Genomic DNA, 22,672 nt, shown 5'->3' with positions numbered 1-22,672 from the left:
GGGCGGTTCGCTCTGGGCAATGCCATAAAAAACGCTGGGTAGCCGGCACTCCCCAGCGCCTCATTTACTTAACGGGCTTTAGGGGCGACCAGAAAAGCCAGGTTAGCGATGCTGTTAGCTTCCAGAGTAATTGCTTTCATTTTGGAACTCCTTGTAATTGAAAGTGAGTGTCACTTCGTTGTGACACTCTCAATCATAGAGCGTAATTAGCGCTTATCAAGGCAATATTAGGTAGGAATCCTCCAGAAGTTTTGTCGGAACAATCATGTGCGTGAACAAGTTTTGTCAGGCGTATTCTTATTAATTAAAGACACAAGGAAACGTCCTGCAAGTTCGTAGGATTGCAAGTGTAGGAAGTTTGAGGGGGAATCAATAACAGATAATAGAACGGGGAGCCGGCTGGCTCCCCGTCAAACCGGCGTCATCAGCTGTTTGGCAGCAACCGGCAGGTGATGCTCTTGATGTAGCGGGTTTCGGCGATGGCCGGGTGGACCGGGTGATCCGGGCCTTGACCGCCACGCTCGAGCATCTGGATGTTGCGGTCCAGGTGACGGGCGCTGGTCAGCAGGATGTTCTGCAGATCGTCTTCCGGCAGGTGCATCGAGCACGACGCGCTGACCAGGATGCCGTCCTTGCTGAGCAGGCGCATGGCTTGCTCGTTCAGGCGACGGTACGCGCCTTCACCGTTCTTCATGTCTTTCTTGCGTTTGATGAAGGCGGGCGGATCGGCAACGATCACGTCGAATCGTTCTTCGCTGGCTTTCAGCTCTTTGAGGGCTTCGAACACGTCGCCTTCGATGCAGGTCATTTTTTCGGCGACGCCGTTCAGTGCGGCGTTGCGCTCGACGCCGTCGAGGGCGAAGGCCGACGCGTCGACGCAGAACACTTCACTGGCGCCGAATGCGGCGGCTTGCACGCCCCAGCCGCCGATGTAGCTGTACAGGTCCAGCACGCGTTTGCCTTTGGCATAAGGGGCGAGGCGCGCGCGGTTCATGCGGTGGTCGTAGAACCAGCCGGTTTTCTGACCCTGGATGACCGGTGCTTCGAATTTCACGCCGTTCTCTTCCAATGCGACCCACTCCGGCACCAGGCCGAACACGGTTTCGACATAGCGGTTGAGGCCTTCGGCATCACGGGCAGCGGAGTCATTTTTGAACAGGATGCCGCTTGGCTTGAGCACTTGGGTCAGCGCCGCGATCACGTCTTCTTTATGGGCTTCCATGGTCGCCGAAGCGATCTGCACCACCAGGATGTCGCCGAAGCGGTCGACCACCAGACCTGGCAGCAGGTCGGAGTCGCCGTAGACCAGGCGATAGAACGGCTTGTCGAACAGGCGATCGCGCAGGGACAGCGCAACGTTCAGGCGATGGACCAGCAACGACTTGTCCAGCGGCAACTTGATGTCGCGCGACAGCAAGCGGGCGCAGATCAGGTTGTTCGGGCTCATGGCCACGATGCCCAGCGTCTTGCCGCCGGCGGCTTCGAGGATCGCCTGATCGCCAGCTTGAAAGCCGTGCAATGGGGTGGCGGCTACATCGATTTCGTTGCTGTAGACCCACAAGTGGCCGTTTCGCAGGCGACGGTCGGCGTTGGCTTTGAGGCGCAGGCTAGGCAGGGACATGACGTCGCTCCGGAAAAAAGAGCGGGAGTATAGCGTGTTGAGTGTGGTGGCGGGCCGGGCGGGCGATGAAACGCTGATGACGCCTTCGCGGGCAAGCCTCGCTCCTACAGGGCATAGGGTGCTTTTGTAGGAGCGAGGCTTGCCCGCGAAAGCGATTTCGATTGCTATGCAGAAATGAAACTTTGGCCGATGTGCAGGCCGGTATGTCGGATCCAACTTTATAAAGGTTAGAATCGCCTCCTGGCCCAGAGTGTGTACTTATGTCCCAAGAGCTGACTTCCGAACAGATTCAACAGTCCCTGCAAGGCATCAGCGTGCCTGCTCAGCCGCAAATCATGGTGGATTTGCAGATGGAGCAGTACATGCCCGACCCGGATCTGGAAGTGATCGCGAAGCTGATCTCCCAGGACCCGGGGCTCTCTGGCGCCTTGCTGAAGATCGTCAACTCGCCGTATTACGGCTTGAGTAACAAGATCGCGTCGATCCAGCGTGCGGTGAACCTGCTGGGCAGCCGTTCGATCATCAACCTGATCAATGCGCAGTCGATCAAGGGCGAAATGAACGACGACACCATCGTCACCTTGAACCGTTTCTGGGACACGGCTCAGGACGTGGCGATGACCTGCCTGACACTGGCCAAGCGCATCGGCGCCCAGGCGGGTGATGAAGCGTACGCGCTGGGGCTGTTTCACGATTGCGGCGTGCCGCTGATGTTGCAGCGCTTCCCCAATTACATGACCGTTCTGGAGGAGGCCTACGCCAACGCCAGTGCCGAATGCCGGGTGGTCGACACAGAGAACCGGGTGTTCAACACCAACCACGCGGTGGTCGGTTATTACACGGCCAAATCCTGGCGCCTGCCGGAGCATGTGACCGCCGCGATCGCCAATCACCACAATGCCCTGGTGATTTTCAGCGATGAGTCTTCGCGCAACGCTCAGCTCAAGAACCTGCTGGCGATCCTGAAAATGGCCGAGCATATTTGTGCGTCTTACCGGGTTTTGGGTAATCAGACCGAAGACCACGAATGGAACAGCATCGGGCATCTGGTGCTCGATTATGTCGGCCTCTCGGACTACGACTTCGAGACCCTCAAGCAAACGATTCGCGATCTCGGCGCTCACCGCTGAGCACCGGACAGCCTGATTCGAGTACACCATGCCTGAACTGCCAGAAGTCGAAACCACCCGTCGCGGGATTGCGCCGCACCTGGAAGGCCAGCGCGTCAGCCGGGTGATCGTGCGTGAGCGCCGCTTGCGCTGGCCGATTCCTGAAGACCTCGATGTGCGACTGTCCGGCCAGCGTATTGTGCTGGTGGAACGGCGCGCCAAATACCTGTTGATCAACGCCGAAGTCGGGACGCTGATCAGTCATTTGGGCATGTCGGGCAATTTGCGTCTGGTGGAAGTCGGCATGCCGGCGGCCAAGCACGAGCATGTCGACATCGAACTGGAATCCGGGCTGGCCCTGCGCTATACCGACCCCCGCCGGTTTGGCGCGATGCTCTGGAGCCTCGACCCGCTCAACCACGAACTGCTGATTCGCCTGGGGCCGGAGCCGTTGACCGACCTGTTTGATGGTGATCGCTTGTTCCAGCAGTCCCGGGGACGATCCATGGCGGTCAAGCCGTTCATCATGGATAACGCGGTGGTGGTCGGCGTCGGTAATATCTATGCGACCGAAGCCCTGTTCGCCGCCGGCATCGACCCGCGTCGTGAAGCCAAGAGCATTTCCCGAGCGCGCTATTTGAAGCTGGCGATCGAGATCAAACGCATTTTGGCCGCGGCCATCGAGCGTGGCGGTACTACGCTGCGGGACTTTATCGGCGGCGACGGTCAGCCGGGTTATTTTCAGCAGGAACTGTTTGTGTATGGCCGTGGCAGTGCGCCCTGCAAGGTCTGTGGGACGGAGTTGCGGGAAGTAAAACTCGGGCAGCGCGCCAGCGTCTTTTGCCCACGCTGTCAGAGCTGATACGTCCTACGGTCTATAGTCAGTGTTCTGACTGCCTAGCCGAAGGACCGTGCCATGAATTCGTTTCGAACCCTTGTTGTTGCGCTGCTGCTGAGCGTCGGTGCGCCAGCGCTGGCGGCAAACAGCGGCAGCGGTGACCCGCGCTACACCATCCAGAATCCCCCGGCCTACGCCATGCTCGGCGACTTGCTGATCGCCCGCCCCTTGTTGGTCGTGGCGACGGTGATCGGTGCCGGGGCGTTTGTGGTGTCGTTGCCGTTTACTGCATTGGGCGGCGGTATTGGCGATGCGGGTCAGGCGCTGGTGGTTGATCCGGCGAAAGCGGCGTTTGTGCGGTGTCTGGGGTGTATCGGGGAGGGATTTGAGCAGCGGGAGTGAAGCCTGTAGGAGCGAGGCTTGCCCGCGAAGGCGTCCTCACAGACGCCAAATGAATCAACCCTTCCCGGTAATAACCCGATACTTCGCCATCAACTGCTCTTCAGTCTCCGGATGCGCTTCATCCAGCGGAATGCAATCCACCGGGCAAACCTGCTGGCACTGAGGTTCGTCGTAGTGGCCGACACACTGTGTGCACAGGTTCGGGTCGATCACGTAGATCTCTTCGCCTTGGGAAATGGCGGCGTTCGGGCACTCAGGTTCGCAGACGTCGCAATTGATGCAATCGTCGGTGATGATCAGGGACATGCTAACTCCAGCCAGGGCGCAAGGCCCGGGCGCAATAAACCAATGCGCGCAATTGTGCCGCATTGGCGCCCGCAGTGCACGCGGGCGCCGCTTGAGCGGTCGTTACTTCTTGAAGCGTTCGGTGAGGGCGTCCGCCACCACAGGGTGGACGAACTTGGTGATATCGCCGCCCAACGCTGCGATTTCACGAACCAGCGTCGAGGAAATGAACGAATAACGCTCGGATGGTGTAAGAAACAGACTTTCCACATCCGGCGCCAGTTGGCGGTTCATGTTGGCCAGCTGGAATTCGTATTCGAAGTCCGACACCGCGCGCAAACCACGCAGGAACACGTTGGCGTTTTTCTCTTTGGCAAAGTGCGCCAACAGCGTCGAGAAGCCGACGACTTCAACGTTCGGCAGATGTTTAGTGACCTCGCGGGCAAGCGCCACACGCTGTTCCAGGGGAAACAACGGGTTTTTCTTCGGGCTGGCAGCGACGGCGATGATCACATGATCGAACAGGCGCGCGGCGCGTTCGACCAAGTCGCCATGGCCCTTGGTAATAGGGTCGAAGGTACCTGGGTACAACACTCGGTTCATCGCGTCGTCCTGGCGGGAGTCCGTTGGGGAGTCGGATGGTATCGCAGCCTTCCCGGTCGGCCAAGTCGCCTGTTGGGTAAGAAAGCACTATAGACGATTGGAATATTCTCCGTTTTCATGGGTTTTTCAAACGTTCGGCGAGGGAAGTTGCCAGTTGCGCCGTCAACCCGTAGACCGACAATTGCGGGTTTGCGCCAATGCTGGTGGGGAACAGCGAGCCGTCATGAATCGACAGATTGCTGATCTGGTGATGCCGGCCGAGGCTGTCGGTCACGGCGTTTTTCGGGTCTTCACCCATGGCACAACCGCCCATCACATGAGCGCTGCCCAGGCGGGTGCGGTACAGTTCAAGGCTCAAACCGTCGATCAGCGTGCGCGCTTCGGCCAGGGTTTTCACATAGCGCGCGTCGGCGTGCATCGGCATGACCGCGTTGGCGCCACCGGCGAACTGGATCTCGGCCATGCTGTGGAAGGCCCGGCGCAAGCCGTCCCAGGCATAGGGTGAAACCTGATAATCGAGCACTGGCGTGTTGTCACTGCGCAACTCGACGCTACCGCCCGGGCTGTCCGGGTGAAAACCGTCGCGCAGCAACGCCAGCATCGCGTGGGTGTGGGGCAGGTTTTCCATGTGCGCGGCGTTTTCCTTGCCGAAACCGCCGAGCAGGGTGGAGGCGAGCGCCGGGTGCAGCGGCGGTACTTCCAGTTTGTAGGACATCTTGCCGGTGGTGCCGTCCTGCCACTGGAAATGGTCGGAATAGATCGACTGCGGTGCGCCGTAGAACGGGTTGATCACCTCGTCGAACAGCCCGGCGGACATGTTCACCAGGTGTAGAAAAGTCCTTTTACCCAGCCGTTTGTGAGGATCGGGCGCCTCGGAGCGCATGAGCAGCGCCGGGCTGTTGATCCCGCCGCTAGCCAGCACGTAATGCCGGGCCTTGACCGTGATTGTCTTGCCCGTGGGAGCGACGCAACGGTCATCCATCGCTACGCATTGCAAGCCAGTGACCTTGTCGCCGCTGATCAATAGCTTTTCGGCGCGAGCCAGATAGAGCAGCTCACCGCCTTTTTCCAGGGTCGCCGGAATGGTCGTGACCAGCATCGATTGCTTGGCGTTGGTCGGGCAGCCCATGCCGCAGTACCCGAGATTCCAGCAGCCACGCACGTTGCGCGGGATCACATGCCAGGTGTAGCCAAGTTTTTCGCAGCCTTTGCGGATCACGTCGTTGTTGGCGTTGGGTGGGATCATCCAGGGAGCGACGCCCAGGCGTTGTTCCATCTTCTCGAACCACGGCGCCATCTCGGCCGGCGTGTGGCCTTTGACGTCGTGTTCTTTGGCCCAGTGGTCGAGGGTCGGGTCCGGCGTGCGAAAGCTTGAGGTCCAGTTGATCAGCGTGGTGCCGCCCACCGCGCGGCCCTGGAGGATGGTGATCGCGCCGTCCTTGCTCATGCGGCCGATGCCTTCCTGGTAGAGGTTGGTGTAGGCCTGGTCTTCGAGCAGCTTGAAGTCGCTGCTGGTCTTGAGCGGACCTTCTTCGATCAGCAACACCTTGTAACCGGCGGCGCTGAGGATTTCCGCGGTGGTCCCGCCGCCCGCGCCGCTGCCGATGATCGCCACGTCCGCTTCGAGGGTCAGGTCCTGGGTCAGTTGCGAGCCGTTGTAGGTTTTCCAGCCTCGGGCCATGCCTTCGCGGAACGGGTCGGGTACGGGCATCTTCGGGTTCTCTTGTTGTTATGGTTTGGGTGCAGTGGTGTTTATATGGACGCCTTCGCGGGCAAGCCTCGCTCCTACAGGATCGAGTGAGCCCTTGTAGGAGCGAGCGGTGCGGCGATCCGACTTGCCCGCGAAGGGCGCGGCTCGGTCTCAAACTGCAGGCGGCCCTGGATACCCGCAATGCACCCACGATTCCGCTCGGCTATACCAGGCCATCATCACCAGTTGCAGCAACGAGCTATGCCCCATGCGCAACAGGCTCAACGAACTGTTTTCCCAGCGATCGAGAAAATGCCGGATCTCATCGGCACTGGCGTTTTCCCAGCTGCCCCAGATCCCGGTCAGCGGCCCGCGGGTCACCGCCATTCCCAGCACGTCGAACAATTGCTGGGTCAACTTGAGCATTTCCGGCGACAAATGATTCAAGTCGTTATCCAGGGTTTCAAGCGTGCCATCGACGGCCGCCGGCATCTTCTCGACGGCCACGGCGCCTTCGAGCATCACCGGCACCAATGCCCGCAGAAACAGCAGGTCGCCGCTACGCAAAATCGCGAAACCGCTGGCCGGGAGGCTCGATGAGCAGCCGCTGAGGCTCGCGCCCAATCCGGCCGTGGCCAGAAACGCACTCGCGCCGAGGCTGAATTTAAGCAGGCCGCGCCGTGACAGCGCGGGTGTATCGGACAGGCTTGGGCTCATTATTGTTATTACCCGAAGGGGATGATCGTTAGCGGATAAACAGCTTCTGGATCAGTTTCTGAATGGATTTTCCGTACGGCGGGTAAATAAGTTTCGAGGCGTTGAAGCGTTGTTTGATCAGCACGCCTTTGGCCTTGCTGAAGGTCAGGAAGCCTTCGTGGCCGTGGTAATGGCCCATGCCGGAGGCACCGATGCCACCGAACGGCATATCGTCCTGAGCCACGTGCAGCAAGGTGTCGTTGAGGCAAACGCCGCCGGAATGGGTTTCGTGGAGTACGCGATTTTGTTCGCGCTTGTCGTAGCCGAAGTAATACAGCGCCAGCGGACGAGGTCGTTGATTGATGTAGGCAAATGCCTGATCAAGATCCTTGTACGGAACGATCGGCAGCAGCGGGCCGAAGATTTCGTCCTGCATCACGGTCATGTCATCACTGACGTTGAGTAGCACGCTGTGACTCATGCGCCGGCCCTGGCCTTGATCGAACAGCGGAATCAGCAGTGCACCCTTGCTGGTGGCATCACTGACGTAACCGTTGAGCCGCGCCAATTGCCGGTCATTAATGATCGCGGTGTAGTCCGGGTTGTCGGCCAGTGTCGGATAAAACCCGCGAACCGCCTGGCGATAGGCTTCGACGAAAGCGCCGACACGATCTTCCGGCACCAGCACGTAGTCCGGGGCCACGCAGGTTTGTCCGGCATTGAGCGTCTTGCCGAAAGCGATGCGTTCGGCGGCGTCCTTGAGCGGCACGTCGAGGGAAACGATGGCTGGGGATTTGCCGCCCAGCTCAAGGGTCACCGGCGTCAGGTTCTCTGCCGCCGCGCGCATCACGTGCTTGCCGATGCTGGTGGCGCCGGTGAACAGCAGGTGATCGAAACGCAGTCGGGAGAACGCGACACCGATATCGGCTTCGCCCAGTACCACGCAGACCAGGTCTTGCGGGAAGATCCGGCCCAGCAACTCCTTGAGCAGCAAGCCGGTGGCGGGGGTCGACTCACTGAGTTTGAGCATCACCCGATTGCCCGCCGACAACGCACCCACCAGCGGCCCGATGGCCAGGTAAAGCGGGTAGTTCCAGGGCACGATCACGCCGACCACGCCCAGCGGTTGATAAACAACCTTGGCCGAAGCCGGCTGAAAAGCGATACCGACCTTGCGCCGCGAAGCTTTCATCCAGCCTTTGAGGTGCTGACTGGCGTAGTGAATACCGTGCAGGCTGGGCATCAGTTCGGCGAGCAGGGTTTCATCGGCGCTGCGGTGACTGAAGTCCTGGCTGATGGCATCGATCAAGGCTTGGCGTTCATTACTCAGCAGATCCCGCAGGGCCTTGAGCCATTGTTGACGCTGGGCGGCCGGTGGCATCGGGTTGGCTGCATACGCCGCACGCTGCGTATCAAACAGGACCTGGAGTTCGTCCAGAGGCTGTTGCAGGTTCTGCAGGTACGCGATGTCGGCGGTCATGATCGGCTCCGGTTTTTGTTGTAATGAGGCACTTTTTAGAGTCTATGCTCTAGAAAGTCAAATGACATCCTGGTGCAGCATTGTTTTATCCACTCGCCGATAGGTCGTAAGATGCCCGTCAACGCACTCTGAATTAAAGCTCAAGCCATGGCCCCTCGGATCAAAACCAGCGAGCGCATCGTGCAGAACAGCCTGGAGCTGTTTAATCAACAGGGCGAGCGCAGCATTAGCACCAACCACATTGCTGCCCACATGGAGATTTCTCCGGGCAACCTGTACTACCACTTCCCCAACAAGCAGGCGATCATCGCCGTGTTGTTCAGTGAGTACGAAAGTCTTGTGGACAGCTTCCTGCGCCCGCCCCAGGGCCGCGCGTCCACGGTGGAAGACAAGCGCTTCTACCTTCAGGAACTGCTGGCGGCGATGTGGCGCTACCGGTTTTTGCATCGTGATCTTGAGCATTTGCTCGACAGCGATTCCGAACTGGCCGCCCGTTATCGGCGTTTCTCCCAGCGCTGCCTGATCCATGGCACCCACATCTACGCCGCCTTCGTTGACGCCGGCATCCTGCAAATGGACAAGGTCCAGATCGAATCCCTGACGCTCAATGCGTGGATTATCCTGACGTCCTGGGTGCGTTTTCTGTGCACCACGCGGGAAAACTCCAATCACCTGAGTGAGCAGGCCATCAAACGTGGGGTGTATCAGGTGCTGGTGCTTGAGGCCGGTTTCGTCACGGACCAGGCGCGCGACGCGGTCAACGCGCTGTACGAAGAGTTTTACGTGCCTCTGGCCCAGGCCCTTGAAGAAGTGCAGTAGGATTCAAGACCGACTTAATCACAGGAGCCCGTTATGCCCATTGCGCAACTGATCAGCCCGCAAGCGTTGGACCTGAAAAAGGATGCGCCTGGGCTGGTGATTCTGGATTGTCGTTTTGCCCTCGAAGACCCGGACTACGGTCAGCGCAGTTATGCCGAAGGGCATATCGCCGGGTCGAGCTTTGCCGATCTTGAACGTGATTTGAGCGGGGCAGTGGTCAAGGGCGTGACCGGGCGCCACCCGCTGCCTGAACCTGAAGACTTGATCGAGCGCCTGCAAGCGTGGGGCATCAACGCCGACAGCGAAGTGGTTTTGTACGACGATGGCCCCGGTGCCTACGCGGCGCGGGCCTGGTGGTTGCTGGCCTGGCTGGGCAAGCGTGACGGCGTGTTCATTCTCGATGGCGGGCTCAAGGCCTGGCACGCGGCCGGATTGCCGCTGAGTCTGGACAGGTGCGACATCAAGCGCGGCACCTTCACCGGGACGCCGGACAATGCGCTGATCTTGAGCGCCGAACAGCTTCAGCAGCGCCTCGGCCAACCGACACTGACCTTGCTAGACGCCCGCGCCTTGCCGCGTTTCAAGGGCGAAGTCGAGCCGATCGACCCGATTGCCGGGCACATCCCCGGTGCGCAATGTGCGGCCTTTACCGAGAACCTGGGCAGTGACGGGCGTTTCCTGCCGGCTGAGCAGCTCAAGCAGCGCTTTGCCGCGAAACTCGGCGATCGTGCACCGACCGATCTGGTGGCGTATTGCGGATCTGGCGTGACGGCTTGCCATAACCTGTTCGCACTGTGTCTCGCCGGGTATCCGTTGGGCTCGTTGTATGCCGGCTCGTGGAGCGAGTGGATCAACGATCCCGCGCACGGCATCGCCACCGGCGAATAAACACAAATCCCTGTGGGTGCGAACTGTGGCGAGGGGATTTATCTCCGTTGGGTCGCGAAGCGGCCCCGAGTCGAAAACTGCGGTGTATCAGATACACCGCACACAATGGTTTCACGGCGCAGCCGAACGGGGCGGTGCGACGTTTCGCTAAATCCCCTCGCCACAGTTCGCTCCCACATTCGGATCTTTGCCGAGCTCAATATCCCGATAGTTGCCGCGCACTGCGATACGCCCCCGGTCCAACCCCGTAAACCTGCTTGAACTGTCGACTCAGATGGCTCTGGTCGGCAAATCCCAGCTGCATCGCGACTTCCAGCGGCAAACAACCGTTCTGTAACAGCGCTCTTGCCTGGGCGATGCGTTGCTGCATCAACCAGGTGTGCGGTGGCATGCCCGTGGCGCGGCGAAAGACCCGGGCGAAGTGAAACGGTGACAGGTTGACCGCTGCCGCCAGTTCTTCCAGCGAGGGCGGCGCGGCCAATTGCGCTTGCAGTACGTCCTTGGCCAGCGTCACCGCCCGGTGCTCCTTGCCGGGTTTGCCGGCAATCGGCACGGCCGCATGACGTTGCAGCAGCAACAGCATCATCTCGCGCCAGACCGTTTGCTGTTGCAGGGCCGTGGACGGACTTTCCAGCAAGCGATGCAATTGGCAGAAACCCTTCACCAGATCCGGATCGCGATACAGCGTCGCGCCAAACCCCGGCAGGTTGTGGGTCGGCAGCTCCAGTTCGTCCAGCAGCGAGAGAATCTGCCCGCTGTCCGGATAAAACGCCCGGTACAACCAGCCGTCCTCCGTGCCCTTGTGGCCGGTGTGCAGTTCATCAGGGTTGATCAGCACCAGGGTGCCGCTGCCGGCCAGGTGTTCGGCACCGCGATAGCGATAACGCTGGGCACCGGCCATGATCATGCCGATCACATAACCGTCATGCACGTGGGGCGCGAAGCGGTGTTCGATGTAGCGTGCGGACAATAATTCGACGCCGGCCAACGGCGCCGTTTGCCAGAAGCGGATCGACTCGCCCTGATCGGCGTCCATGGCTTACCCGCGACCCACGGCGCTCAGCCACTGCGGAATGCGTCGTTCCAGGTAATAACCCGGTTGCCGGAACGAGCCATCGATAAACCCGACATGCCCGCCCTTGGGTTGCAGCTCGAATTGAGTGGAGGCGGACAATTCCGACGCGTGCGGCAGGCTATGGGGGAACACGAAGGGATCGTCGGCCGCCTGGATGATCAGGGTCGGCGTGCGAATCTGGTCAAGGAAATAGCGACTGGAGGCGCGGCGATAGTAATCCTCGGCATCGACGAAACCATTGAGCGGCGCCGTGACCCGGCCATCGAAATCCCAGAAGGTGTGCAGGTTCTCCAGCGAGCCCAACGCCGCCAATGCCGCCAGTCCATCCTCGCGCCCGTCATGCTGGAACTGGCGCTGCTTGTTCTTGATGTAGGCCACCATCTCACGCATGAAATGCGCCTGATAGACCTTCGAAAAACCCTGCCCGATACGATCGGCGCAATGATCGAGACGAAACGGTACCGACACCGCCACCGCACCGAGTACGCCGCTGTCACTGCCGGTCTCGCCCAGGTGTTTGAGCAAGACATTGCCGCCCAGGGAATAGCCGACCGCATACAGCGGTGCGAGAGGGCGCTTGGCCCGCAGGTGTTTGATGACTTCGGCGAGGTCTTCGCTGGCGCCGGAATGGTAGCTGCGTGGCAACAGATTCGGCTCGCCCGAACAGCCGCGCCAGTTCAACGCGACACTGGCCCAACCCTGGGCACCGAATGCTTTCTGCACCCCGACCACGTAAGGCGAATTCGAAGAACCGGTCAGCCCGTGCAACACCAGCACCAGCGGCGCATCGGCGGTGTGCGGGCCGTGCCAGTCCATATCGAGAAAGTCGCCATCCTCAAGCCACAAGCGTTCGCGCTCGCGTTCGATGTGCGTGGTTTTGCGCCACAGCGGTCCCCACAAGGTTTGCAGGTGCGGGTTGCCGAGGCCGAAGGCGGGGGTGAAACGTTCTGACGGAAAGGACACGATTGCTCTCGATGCAGCGGTGCGCAACCTGTGCGCACCTTTTCAGGCCGGTCGATTAACCGGCGATCTCTGCCATACGTTGCCACAACGCGTAATACACCCGCCCGGATTTCTGCTCCCGGTGCAGGCGCCAGTTGCCTGGCAAGCCAAGGCTCGACGGCGCGTTTTCGCTTTCAGTGTAGATCCAGGCTTCATTGGCCAGCCACTGCCGCTCTTCAAGCAGGGTGCAGACGGTCGGTAACAGGTCCTGGTTGAACGGCGGGTCGAGGAACACTAGGTCGTAAGCGGTCGCGGTCTGGGTTTCCAGATAGCGCAGGGCATCGGCGGTCTGGATCTGGCCGGTGGTGCAGCGCAGCGTGCCCAGATGCTCCTTGATGCTGGCGACCGCAATGTTGCTGGCGTCCAGCGCCTGCCCCATCGCGGCGCCACGGGACAGGGCCTCAAGGAACAACGCACCGCTGCCGGCGAACGGATCAAACACTTTGGCCCCGGCAACGTACGGCGCGAGCCAGTTGAACAGGGTTTCACGCACCCGGTCCGGGGTCGGACGCAGGCCCGGAGCGTCCGGGAAGCTCAGCTTCCGGCTGCCCCATTCGCCGCCGATGATGCGCAGTTGGTTCACGCCATTGTGTACGTTGTGAACGGGTTTTTTAGGACGAGTGGCCATTAATGCTCCGGAACCCCGAGCGGCTGCTCGGCAGGTTTATCAGTTGGGGCCGGTAACGGCTTTTGCGGCACGGTCGGGCCAGCGCTGACGATGACCATTTTGTCCGTGCTCAAGTGTTTGTTCAGTGCGGCTTTGACCTGCTCGACGGTCAGGCTCTGCGACTCACGCATGAAGTCATTCAGGTAACTCAGCGGCAGGTTGTAGAAACCCATGGCGCCGAGCTGGCCGACGATATCAGCGTTGCTGGCGGTGGAGAGCGGGAAGCTGCCGGCCAATTCACGCTTGGCGTCGTCGAGTTCTTTCTGGGTCGGGCCGGTTTTAAGGTAGTCGGCGAGGACGTCCTGCACCAGTTTCAGCGTGCCTTCGCTCATTTCTGCGCGGGTTTGCAGGTTGATCATGAACGGGCCGCGCGCTTGCATCGGGCTGAAACCCGAATAAACGCCGTACGCCAGGCCACGCTTCTCTCGCACTTCGCTCATCAAGCGGGTGCCGAAACCACCGCCGCCGAGGATCTGGTTGCCCATGGACAACGCCGCGTAGTCCGGATCGTCACGGTCGATGCCCAGTTGCGCAACCATCAGGTTGGTTTGCTTGGACGGGAACTCGATGTGGCCGATGCTGGCTTTCGGTTCTTCCGGTTGCGCGATTTTCGCCAGTGCCGGGCCTTTCGGCAGCGCGCTGGAGACTTGCGCGGCAATCGCCTCGGCTTCGGCACGGGACAAATCGCCGACCAGCGCAATCACCACGTTGCCGCCTGCGTAGGCTTTCTCGTGGAACGCCTTGAGTTGCGCCACGGTAATCGCCGGGACGGTTTTTGCCGTGCCGTCACTGGAATGCGCGTACGGATGATCGCCGTACAAGCGGTTCATCAGCTCCAGGCTCGCCAGTTTTCCGGGGTTCTGCTTCTGGTATTCGAAACCGGCGAGCATCTGGTTCTTGATGCGCGCAAAGGAGTCGGCAGGGAAGGTCGGTTTGCCGACGACTTCAGAGAACAGCTTCAGTGCGGGCTCGCGCTTGTCTGCGGCGCTGAGGCTGCGCAGGGAAGCCAGTGCCATGTCTTTAAATGCGCCGTTGCCAAAGTCTGCGCCCAGGCCTTCGAAGCCCTGAGCAATGGCGCCGACATCTTTACCGGTCACACCTTCGTTGAGCATCGCGTTGGTCAGCAGGGCGAGACCGGGCGCGTTGCCGTCCTGGCTGCTGCCGGCGGCGAAGATCAGGCGCAGGTCGAACATCGGCAGCTCGCGGGCTTCGACGAACATCACTTTGGCGCCTTCGGCGGTGTTCCAGGTCTGTACGTCGAGTGAGCGGTGGCTCGGCGCCTTGCCGTCGAGTTCGGTCAGCGATTGCAGCTTCTGGCTGGCCTTGGCCTTGTCGAGGGCTTCGCTGGCCTTGGTGTCATCGCTTTTTGACAGATAAAACGCAGCGGAGCCGATCAGCACGGCTGCGATCAGGCCGATCAGGGCCAGGCGGGGGTTTTTACGCTCACTCATGAGTCGTCTCCAGTGGCAGTACATGGGCGACGCTGAGACGTTCGCGGGTGAAATACAGCTTGGCGGCTTTCTGGATATCTTCCGGTGTCACGCTTTCCAGGTCGGCGAGTTCGGTGTCCATGAGCTTCCAGGACAGGCCGACGGTTTCCAGCTGGCCGATGGAGGTGGCCTGGCTGGTGATCGAATCACGCTCGTAGACCAGGCCGGCGATGACTTGGGCGCGGACGCGTTCCAGTTCTTCAGCGGACGGCGCGGTGGTTTTCAGCTGTTCGAGCAGCTTCCACAGGCCCGCTTCGGTCTGGGCCATGGTTTTCTTTTTCTGCGTGTTCGGCGTGGCCGACAAGGTGAACAGGCTGTCGCCGCGGGTGTAGGCGTCGTAACTCGACGAGCCACCGGACACCAGCTCTTCGCCGCGCTCCAGTTGCGTCGGGATGCGTCCGCTGTAACCGCCGTCGAGCAGGGCCGAGATCAGGCGCAAGGCGTTCACCGAGCGTTTGTCTTCGGCGGTGGCGATGCTCGGCACGTTGAAGCCCAGCATCAGGCTCGGCAATTGGGTCTGCACGTGCAGGGTGATCTGGCGCTCGCCGGGTTCGGCCAGTTCCAGCGGGATTTTCGCCGGTGGCACGTCACGTTTGGCGATCGGGCCGAAATAGCGCTGGGCCAGGGTTTTGACCTCGTCCGGGGTCACGTCGCCGACCACCACCAGCGTGGCGTTGTTCGGCACGTACCAGGATTGGTACCAGTGGCGCAGCTCTTCGACTTTCATACGGTCCAGGTCAGCCATCCAGCCGATGGTCGGCGTGTGGTAACCGCTGGCCGGGTAGGCCATGGCCTTGAAGCGTTCGTAGGCCTTGGACATTGGCTTGTCGTCGGTGCGCAGGCGACGTTCTTCTTTAATGACTTCGATCTCGCGGGCGAACTCGTCGGCCGGCAGGCGCAGGCTGGCCATGCGGTCGGCTTCCAGCTCGAAGGCCACGCCGAGGCGGTCGCGGGCCAGCACCTGGTAATACGCCGTGAAGTCATCGCTGGTGAACGCGTTCTCTTCGGCGCCGAGGTCGCGCAGGATCAGCGAAGCTTCGCCGGGTCCGACTTTCTCGCTGCCCTTGAACATCATGTGTTCAAGCGCGTGGGACAAACCGGTCTGACCTGGCGTCTCGTAGCTGGAGCCGACCTTGTACCAGACCTGGGAAACCACCACTGGTGCACGATGGTCTTCGCGCACAACGACCTTCAGACCATTATCCAGAGTGAATTCGTGGGTGGGTTGTGGATCGGCAGCCAGGGCCGAGAGGGGCAGACAAACTGTGCTGAGCAGCAGGCCTGCAGCGCGGCGGGCTAAAGCATTCATTCGTTTTTAAACCTTTGGGGCTGCCCGCTTGTTCTTAGCGTCAGCGGGCGAGAGGTAGGGCGTGTCATCAATCATTACCAGTACCGTGCCGGAGCCTGATAGTGCGCAGGGCAAGGCGCAAGGAGTGTAGTTTGGTCATTCCAAATAAACTCCGAGCAACGCAGCCCTGCACACTATCAGGCCCGGCCCTCCGGGTGGCGCCTGAAAACGGGCCATGCTGCGTTGCAGTCCTTGGGAAGGAAAGCACATTCCCTGCGGCCTGCGCCTTGCCTGGCCCGTTTTCAGGCGGCCACGCGGTACTGGTAATGATTGATGACACGCCCTAGGATACTGGTCCGTTTTACTGGCGGCCACGCCTATCAGGCCTTTGATCGGCCGGAAGGTTGCATGGGTTACCTGCGGAAGCTTTGAGTTTGTCAGCTAAACTCTGCGTTTTCGCCGACGATGCCGTTCCAGTCCTTCGTATTAGTCAACCTTTGAGGTGCTGTTTGCACCTCGACAAAATGTTGCGCGTGAACAAGCTGGGTCAATCGCAGTCTGTTCTGCATCGAATATTCATTTGCCGGGGCGCCCTTAGGCGCGTCGCTACCGTGAGATAGCCGTCCTCCATGTTTGGTTCCAACGACGACAAGAAGACCCCAGCTGCGGCTGGCGAGAAGAAAAGCCTGTTCGGATGGCTGCGCAAAAAGCCGCAGGACCCCGTCGTCGAACAGCCACAACCACTTCCTGAGCCAACATCTGCGCCGGTAATAGAAGAAGAGCTGGCGCCGGTTGTCCTGCCGATCGCCGAGCTGGTACTGCAACCGGTGGCTGAAGCGGAACTCGAAGTGATTGCCGAGCAGCCGCTGACACCCGGCGCCGAGCCGTGGCTGACGTTGCCGGTGGCGGAAGAACCGGTGGCCTTGGTTGAAGATGAGTTGGCGCCGCATGTGACGCCGCCGATTCCTGCCCCGACGGCCTTTGCTCATGAGCCTGTTCATGCGCCGGTGGTTGAACCGGTTGTCGTGCCGGTCGTCGTGGCCGAGCCTGAGGCGGTTGTCCCAGAGCCGGTGATTCCTGCGTTTGTCGCTCCGCCCGCTCCTGTGGTTCAAGCCCCGGCGCCTGTACCGGTTGTTGCTCCCTTAGTCGCCGCGCTCGATGTTCCCGTCGAACTCCCGGTCGAGCCGCCGCGTACCGAAGAAACCAAAGCCGGTTTCTTCGCCCGCCTCAAGCAAGGTCTGTCCAAGACCAGCGCCAGCATCGGCGAAGGCATGGCCAGCCTGTTCCTGGGCAAGAAAATCATCGATGACGAGCTGCTCGAAGACATCGAAACCCGTCTGCTGACCGCCGACGTTGGCGTCGAAGCGACCTCGGTGATCATCCAGCACCTGACCCAAAAGGTTGCGCGCAAAGAGCTGGCCGATGCCGACGCACTGTACACATCCCTGCAAGCTGAACTCGCGGCGATGCTCAAGCCTGTCGAGCAGCCGCTGAAAATCACCTCGCAGAACAAGCCATTCGTGATTCTGGTGGTTGGCGTCAATGGCGCCGGCAAGACCACCACCATCGGCAAACTGGCGAAGAAGCTGCAGCTCGAAGGCAAGAAAGTCATGCTCGCGGCCGGCGATACTTTCCGCGCCGCCGCCGTCGAGCAGTTGCAGGTGTGGGGCGAGCGCAACAAGATCCCGGTCATCGCCCAGCACACCGGCGCCGACTCCGCTTCGGTTATCTTCGATGCCGTGCAAGCCGCCAAGGCCCGTGGCATTGACGTGTTGATCGCCGACACCGCCGGTCGCCTGCACACCAAAGACAATTTGATGGAAGAGTTGAAAAAGGTTCGCCGGGTCATCAGCAAGCTCGATGCCGATGCGCCGCACGAAGTGCTGCTGGTGCTCGACGCCGGCACCGGTCAGAACGCCATCAACCAGGCCAAGCAATTCAACCAGACCGTCGAACTGACCGGCCTGGCGCTGACCAAGCTCGACGGCACTGCCAAGGGCGGGGTGATTTTCGCCCTGGCCAAGCAATTTGGTTTGCCAATTCGCTACATCGGCGTCGGTGAAGGCATCGATGACTTGCGTACTTTTGAAGCAGAACCCTTTGTCCAGGCACTGTTTGCCGAGCGGGAGCGTTCATGATTCGTTTCGAGCAAGTCGGTAAGCGCTACCCGAACGGTCACGTCGGCTTGCATGAGCTGAGCTTTCGAGTCCGACGGGGCGAGTTTTTGTTTGTGACCGGCCACTCTGGCGCCGGTAAAAGCACCTTATTGCGCCTGCTGCTGGCGATGGAGCGTCCGACCACCGGCAAATTGCTGCTCGCCGGCCAGGACCTCGCCACCATCAGCAATGCGCAGATTCCTTATCTGCGTCGGCAGATAGGTGTGGTGTTCCAGAATCACCAGTTGCTGTTCGATCGCACGGTGTTCAACAACATCGCGCTGCCCTTGCAGATCCTTGGCCTGTCGAAGGCCGAGATCGTCAAGCGCGTGGATTCGGCGCTTGAGCGCGTGGCGCTGTCGGATAAAACCGATCTGTACCCCGGCGACCTGTCCACCGGTCAGCAACAGCGCGTCGGCATCGCCCGCGCCATCGTCCACCGTCCGGCTCTGCTGCTGGCGGACGAACCGACCGGTAACCTCGACCCGCGTCTGGCGGCCGAGATCATGGGCGTGTTCGAAGACATCAATCGTCTGGGCACCAGCGTGCTGATTGCCAGTCACGACCTGGCGCTGATCGCTCGTATGCGTCATCGCATGCTGACCCTGCAACGTGGCCGACTGATCGGCGACGGGGAGGCGGGCGTATGAGTGCGACACGCAGCCCCAAGGTTTCCGAGCGTGTGGCCCCCAAGGCCGCCGACCCGCAGCCGCAGAAGAAAAAACGCGACGATGATGACGGTCCGGACTTCGCCACGCTGTTCCGCGCCTGGGTCGAGAGTCATCGCGCCAGCCTGCTCGATAGCTTGCGTCGTTTGGGCAAGCAGCCAATCGGCAGTTTCTTCACCTGCATGGTGATGGCGGTTGCCCTGAGTTTGCCCATGGGCCTGTCACTTTTGCTAAGTAACGTCGAACGCCTCGGCGGTTCCTGGCAGCGTGCGGCGCAGATTTCCCTGTACCTGCAAATCGAGGCCAGCCCCGCTGAGGGTGAGTCGTTGCGCGAGCAGATCAAAGGCATGCCCGGCGTCGCGGAGGCGGAATATGTCGGTCGTGATCAGGCGCTGGAAGAGTTCCAGCAACAGTCCGGTCTGGGCGAGGCGCTCAAGGAACTGCCGGAAAACCCGCTGCCAGGCGTGGTGCTGGTGACCCCGAACGAGGTCGACAAGCCCGCGCTTGAAGCATTACGACAAAAACTTTCCGAGCTGCCGAAGGTACAACAGGCGCAACTTGATCTAGTCTGGGTCGAGCGTCTGGCAGCGATCCTCAAGCTGGGTGACCGTTTTGTCTTCGGTCTGACCGTGCTTCTGGTTTCTGCATTACTTTTGGTGATAGGCAATACCATTCGTCTTCATATTGAAAACCGCCGCACAGAGATAGAAGTGATTAAACTCGTCGGCGGCACTGACAGCTATGTGCGCAGGCCCTTTCTGTACATGGGCGCGTTGTATGGCTTCGGTGCGGGGATGCTTTCCTGGGGTGTATTGGCGTTCGGCCTGAACTGGCTGAACGACGCGGTGGTAGGGCTGGCCGGTTTGTACGGCAGTGATTTCGCACTGGCTGGCGTGCCAGTTGCCGACGGTCTGTCTCTCTTGCTTGGCGCGGTGCTGTTGGGGTATATCGGTGCATGGATTGCAGTCGCACGCCACCTGAGGGAGCTTGCGCCTAAGTAGTATCATTTTGCTCGTATTGACCTTTCAGCGTTTATGGGAACTTGTCTTTCGGTTTCCGGTCAATTTTCGCAGTGCTGAACTGCACGAGTTTGTAAGTGGGAGGTTTTTTCGTATGACCAATTCTTTGCAACCTGCATATGCTCTGGTCCCGGGTGCGAACCTGGAGGCCTATGTGCACACGGTGAACAGCATTCCATTGCTGACGCCGGAGCAGGAGCGTGAACTGGCCGAGAGTCTCTATTATGAGCAGGATTTGGGGGCGGCTCGGCAGATGGTGCTCGCCCACCTGCGTTTTGTTGTACATATCGCCCGTAGCTATTCCGGTTACGGCCTGGCTCAGGCTGACCTGATCCAGGAAGGCAACGTCGGCCTGATGAAGGCGGTGAAGCGCTTCAACCCGGAAATGGGTGTGCGTCTGGTTTCGTTCGCAGTGCACTGGATCAAGGCGGAAATTCACGAGTTCATCCTGCGCAACTGGCGCATTGTGAAAGTCGCGACCACCAAGGCTCAGCGCAAGCTGTTCTTCAACCTGCGCAGCCAGAAGAAACGCCTGGCGTGGCTGAACAACGAGGAAGTCCACCGTGTGGCGGAAAGCCTCGGCGTAGAGCCGCGGGAAGTGCGCGAGATGGAAAGTCGCCTGACCGGCCATGACATGGCCTTCGACCCGGCCGCAGAAGCGGACGACGACAGTGCTTTCCAGTCACCGGCCAACTATCTGGAAGACCACCGGTACGACCCGGCCCGTCAACTGGAAGATGCCGACTGGAGCGACAACTCCAACCACAACCTGCACGAAGCGCTGGAAGTGCTGGACGACCGCAGCCGTGACATCCTCTACCAGCGCTGGCTGGCGGAAGAGAAAGCCACGCTGCACGACCTGGCGCAGAAGTACAACGTGTCGGCCGAGCGTATTCGTCAGCTTGAAAAGAGCGCGATGAACAAGCTCAAGTTGTCGATCGCCGCTTAACCGCGCGCCCGGCAATAAAAAACGCCCCGATCATTGATCGTAATGCTGTTCACTTAAGCGCGGGCACTCATTTGTGGCGAGGGGATTCAGCGAAACGTCGCACCGCCCCGTTCGGCTGCGAAGCAGTCGTAAATCCACACAACTCGGTCTGTCTGAACGGGCGCAGGGGGCCGCTTCGCAGCCCAACGGGGATGAATCCCCTCGCCACAAGTTCTCGCTCGACTGATGATTGTCTTAAGTGAACAGCATTACGATCATTGATCGGGGCGTTTTTGTTTGTGCCCACTAGTGACGCATCGCCCCCCTGCAGGAGCGAGGCTTGCCCGCGAAGGCGGAGTGTCAGCCAACCTCTTCATCGACAGACACACCGCTTTCGCGGGCAAGCCTCGCTCCTACGAGGATTGCGTCGTCGCGGATCAGTCATTGTGCCCAAGGCGCTCGGCGTGAATCGTTGATGCCCACCAGATAACTATCCCCGCCCAACTGACTCATCTGCTGCCGAATCCACCCAGCCCGCCGCGCAACATAGTGGGTCGGATGGCTCGCACTCCACACCCGTGGATTAGGCAGCACCGCCGCCAGCAAACTCGACTGCTGCCGGGAAAGAGACTTGGCGCCAACACCAAAGTGATGTCTGGCCGCTGCTTCAGCGCCAAACACCCCGTCATCCCACTCGGCACTGTTGAGGTACACCTCGAGAATTCGTTGCTTGGGCCAGAGCACCTCGATCAACCCGGTGAACCAGGCTTCCAGGCCTTTACGCAGCCAGCTGCGCCCAGACCACAAAAACAGATTCTTTGAGACTTGCTGGCTCAGGGTGCTGGCACCGCGAATCGAACCGCCGAGTTCGTTATGGGCCAATGCTTTCTGGATCGCCCCAAAATCAAAACCCCAATGCTCCGGGAATTTCTGATCCTCGCCCGCGATCACCGCGACTTTCAGGTCGTCAGAGATTTCATCCCAGGGCTTCCAGGTGCGTTGCAGGTCAATCGGCTCGCCGTCGAACCAGGATTCGACCTTGCGCTCGACCATCAAGGCCGTTCCCGGTGGTGGTACCACGCGAAAAATCAGAACCAGCAATACGCTGCCGCCCACGAACCAGAGCAGGGCTTTTGTGAATCGTCGCAAAAATATACGCAGCATAGAGATGGCTTGGCCGAACCCGTTGAGCGGGCCATTATACAGACCCTGTTGATCGAGTCTGACTGGAGTTCTTCATGCTGCGTGGCTTTCTGATGCTGGCCGCTTTCTTCGGTTTCACTGGCGTTGCCCTTGGCGCGTTCGCCGCCCACGGCCTGAAAAACCGTCTGACACCCGAGTACCTGGCGATATTCCACACCGGCGTCACGTATCAACTGGTGCACACCTTGGCGCTGCTGGGCGTGGCGCTGCTGGCCACGCAGATTCCGGGTCGCCTGATCACTTGGGCCGGCGCCTCGTTTGCCATCGGCATCCTGCTGTTTTCCGGCAGTCTGTACCTGCTGACCCTGACCGGCTTCAGCAAGCTGGGGATCATCACGCCCTTCGGCGGCCTGGCATTCCTGGTCGGCTGGTTCTGCCTGGGGCTCGCCGCCTGGCGGTTGAGCTGACCGGACGGTCCATTTCATGACGAATGGCTTGGGTCGCCAAGACTGATCGGGCTAGAATGCCAGCCCCTAAAAATGATGGCGGCATTCGGTATGCGCATTCAGTTGAACGGCGAATCCCTTGAACTGCCCGACGGCGAAACCGTTGCGGCCCTGCTGACCCGTCTGGATCTGACCGGACGCCGGGTGGCGGTTGAACTCAATCTGGATATCGTCCCGCGCAGCCAGCATGCCGACACCACGCTGAACGACGGTGACAATGTCGAAGTCGTGCACGCCATCGGCGGCGGCTAGTCGCCCGGCCCGCAAGGGCACAGAATTCTGCAAGAACCTCACCCCTA

The 22,672-nt window shown here is 60.4% G+C and carries 23 protein-coding genes; 11 read left to right on the top strand and 12 right to left on the bottom strand.

Annotation, left to right across the window (positions count from 1 at the left end; translation table 11 throughout):
- Nucleotides 1-424: 424 nt before the first annotated feature.
- A complete protein-coding gene (locus ACYZTM_RS13475; RefSeq protein ID WP_071490392.1) occupies nt 425-1,621 on the bottom strand; it encodes a class I SAM-dependent rRNA methyltransferase in 1,197 nt (398 codons plus the stop codon).
- A 314-nt stretch (nt 1,622-1,935) separates the two neighbouring features.
- Here ACYZTM_RS13475 and ACYZTM_RS13470 point away from each other — a divergent pair, with 314 nt between their 5' ends.
- From ACYZTM_RS13470 to ACYZTM_RS13460, 3 genes are read left to right on the top strand one after another with little or no spacing between them, the layout of a single operon-like run.
- A complete protein-coding gene (locus ACYZTM_RS13470; protein WP_178083838.1) occupies nt 1,936-2,751 on the top strand; it encodes an HDOD domain-containing protein in 816 nt (271 codons plus the stop codon).
- A 28-nt stretch (nt 2,752-2,779) separates the two neighbouring features.
- A complete protein-coding gene (gene mutM, locus ACYZTM_RS13465) occupies nt 2,780-3,592 on the top strand; it encodes a bifunctional DNA-formamidopyrimidine glycosylase/DNA-(apurinic or apyrimidinic site) lyase (RefSeq protein WP_131061096.1) in 813 nt (270 codons plus the stop codon).
- A gap of 54 nt (nt 3,593-3,646) precedes the next feature.
- Nucleotides 3,647-3,970, top strand: a complete 324-nt coding sequence (locus tag ACYZTM_RS13460) for a multidrug transporter (RefSeq protein WP_131061097.1) — start codon at nt 3,647-3,649, stop codon at nt 3,968-3,970.
- Nucleotides 3,971-4,024: 54 nt separating this feature from the next.
- Here the strand turns inward: ACYZTM_RS13460 and ACYZTM_RS13455 are convergent, their stop codons facing one another.
- The 5 genes from ACYZTM_RS13455 to ACYZTM_RS13435 all read right to left on the bottom strand — a co-directional run bounded on the left by ACYZTM_RS13455 (nt 4,025) and on the right by ACYZTM_RS13435 (nt 8,724).
- Nucleotides 4,025-4,276: a YfhL family 4Fe-4S dicluster ferredoxin gene (locus ACYZTM_RS13455; RefSeq protein ID WP_461988932.1), complete on the bottom strand. Its 252-nt coding sequence runs from the start codon at nt 4,274-4,276 to the stop codon at nt 4,025-4,027.
- A gap of 102 nt (nt 4,277-4,378) precedes the next feature.
- Entirely contained in the window at nt 4,379-4,858 is a 480-nt protein-coding gene (gene coaD / locus ACYZTM_RS13450; RefSeq protein WP_131061099.1) for a pantetheine-phosphate adenylyltransferase, read from the bottom strand.
- Between the two features lie 115 nt (nt 4,859-4,973).
- The gene (locus ACYZTM_RS13445) at nt 4,974-6,569 is read right to left on the bottom strand and encodes a GMC family oxidoreductase (protein ID WP_461988931.1); all 1,596 of its coding nucleotides are present in this window, start codon (nt 6,567-6,569) and stop codon (nt 4,974-4,976) included.
- Between the two features lie 150 nt (nt 6,570-6,719).
- Nucleotides 6,720-7,265: a twin-arginine translocation pathway signal protein gene (locus tag ACYZTM_RS13440; RefSeq protein WP_131061101.1), complete on the bottom strand. Its 546-nt coding sequence runs from the start codon at nt 7,263-7,265 to the stop codon at nt 6,720-6,722.
- Between the two features lie 28 nt (nt 7,266-7,293).
- Nucleotides 7,294-8,724: a coniferyl aldehyde dehydrogenase gene (locus tag ACYZTM_RS13435; RefSeq protein ID WP_461988930.1), complete on the bottom strand. Its 1,431-nt coding sequence runs from the start codon at nt 8,722-8,724 to the stop codon at nt 7,294-7,296.
- A 147-nt stretch (nt 8,725-8,871) separates the two neighbouring features.
- Between ACYZTM_RS13435 and ACYZTM_RS13430 the strand changes: the two genes are divergently transcribed.
- The gene (locus tag ACYZTM_RS13430; protein WP_131061104.1) at nt 8,872-9,543 is read left to right on the top strand and encodes a TetR/AcrR family transcriptional regulator; all 672 of its coding nucleotides are present in this window, start codon (nt 8,872-8,874) and stop codon (nt 9,541-9,543) included.
- 33 nt (nt 9,544-9,576) lie between these two features.
- Nucleotides 9,577-10,431 (top strand): sulfurtransferase, encoded by an 855-nt coding sequence (locus tag ACYZTM_RS13425; RefSeq protein WP_461988929.1) that lies wholly within the window; start codon nt 9,577-9,579, stop codon nt 10,429-10,431.
- A 196-nt stretch (nt 10,432-10,627) separates the two neighbouring features.
- Here ACYZTM_RS13425 and ACYZTM_RS13420 read toward each other — a convergent pair whose 3' ends face one another.
- From ACYZTM_RS13420 to ACYZTM_RS13400, 5 genes are read right to left on the bottom strand one after another with little or no spacing between them, the layout of a single operon-like run.
- On the bottom strand, nt 10,628-11,467 hold the full coding sequence (locus ACYZTM_RS13420) for an AraC family transcriptional regulator (RefSeq protein WP_461988928.1): 840 nt from the start codon (nt 11,465-11,467) through the stop codon (nt 10,628-10,630).
- A 3-nt stretch (nt 11,468-11,470) separates the two neighbouring features.
- On the bottom strand, nt 11,471-12,469 hold the full coding sequence (locus ACYZTM_RS13415) for a hydrolase (RefSeq protein WP_461988927.1): 999 nt from the start codon (nt 12,467-12,469) through the stop codon (nt 11,471-11,473).
- 55 nt (nt 12,470-12,524) lie between these two features.
- Nucleotides 12,525-13,136, bottom strand: a complete 612-nt coding sequence (gene rsmD, locus ACYZTM_RS13410; protein ID WP_109635619.1) for a 16S rRNA (guanine(966)-N(2))-methyltransferase RsmD — start codon at nt 13,134-13,136, stop codon at nt 12,525-12,527.
- Nucleotides 13,136-14,626: a M16 family metallopeptidase gene (locus ACYZTM_RS13405; protein ID WP_131061109.1), complete on the bottom strand. Its 1,491-nt coding sequence runs from the start codon at nt 14,624-14,626 to the stop codon at nt 13,136-13,138. Before ACYZTM_RS13405 ends, rsmD begins: the two co-directional genes overlap by 1 nt.
- Complete coding sequence (locus tag ACYZTM_RS13400) at nt 14,619-15,974, bottom strand: M16 family metallopeptidase (RefSeq protein WP_461988926.1); 1,356 nt, start codon at nt 15,972-15,974, stop codon at nt 14,619-14,621. Before ACYZTM_RS13400 ends, ACYZTM_RS13405 begins: the two co-directional genes overlap by 8 nt.
- A 608-nt stretch (nt 15,975-16,582) precedes the next feature.
- Between ACYZTM_RS13400 and ftsY the strand changes: the two genes are divergently transcribed.
- The 4 genes from ftsY to rpoH all read left to right on the top strand — a co-directional run bounded on the left by ftsY (nt 16,583) and on the right by rpoH (nt 20,745).
- Entirely contained in the window at nt 16,583-18,091 is a 1,509-nt protein-coding gene (gene ftsY, locus ACYZTM_RS13395; protein WP_461988925.1) for a signal recognition particle-docking protein FtsY, read from the top strand.
- Entirely contained in the window at nt 18,088-18,759 is a 672-nt protein-coding gene (ftsE, locus tag ACYZTM_RS13390) for a cell division ATP-binding protein FtsE (protein ID WP_131061112.1), read from the top strand. Before ftsY ends, ftsE begins: the two co-directional genes overlap by 4 nt.
- Nucleotides 18,756-19,778 (top strand): permease-like cell division protein FtsX, encoded by a 1,023-nt coding sequence (gene ftsX / locus ACYZTM_RS13385; protein ID WP_131061113.1) that lies wholly within the window; start codon nt 18,756-18,758, stop codon nt 19,776-19,778. The genes ftsE and ftsX overlap by 4 nt, the downstream gene beginning before the upstream one ends.
- 112 nt (nt 19,779-19,890) lie before the next feature.
- A complete protein-coding gene (gene rpoH / locus ACYZTM_RS13380; RefSeq protein ID WP_007897890.1) occupies nt 19,891-20,745 on the top strand; it encodes an RNA polymerase sigma factor RpoH in 855 nt (284 codons plus the stop codon).
- A gap of 420 nt (nt 20,746-21,165) precedes the next feature.
- Here rpoH and mtgA read toward each other — a convergent pair whose 3' ends face one another.
- Entirely contained in the window at nt 21,166-21,888 is a 723-nt protein-coding gene (gene mtgA / locus ACYZTM_RS13375) for a monofunctional biosynthetic peptidoglycan transglycosylase (protein ID WP_461988924.1), read from the bottom strand.
- 74 nt (nt 21,889-21,962) lie between these two features.
- On the opposite strand from mtgA, the gene ACYZTM_RS13370 reads away from it, so the two are divergent.
- Both ACYZTM_RS13370 and thiS read left to right on the top strand, forming a co-directional pair.
- A complete protein-coding gene (locus ACYZTM_RS13370; protein WP_461988923.1) occupies nt 21,963-22,334 on the top strand; it encodes a DUF423 domain-containing protein in 372 nt (123 codons plus the stop codon).
- Between the two features lie 90 nt (nt 22,335-22,424).
- Nucleotides 22,425-22,625 (top strand): sulfur carrier protein ThiS, encoded by a 201-nt coding sequence (thiS, locus tag ACYZTM_RS13365; RefSeq protein ID WP_167394879.1) that lies wholly within the window; start codon nt 22,425-22,427, stop codon nt 22,623-22,625.
- The last annotated feature ends 47 nt before the right edge of the window (nt 22,626-22,672 follow it).

This window comes from Pseudomonas sp. MDT2-39-1, assembly GCF_054898085.1.
This window is presented reverse-complemented; position numbering and strand designations above follow the sequence as displayed.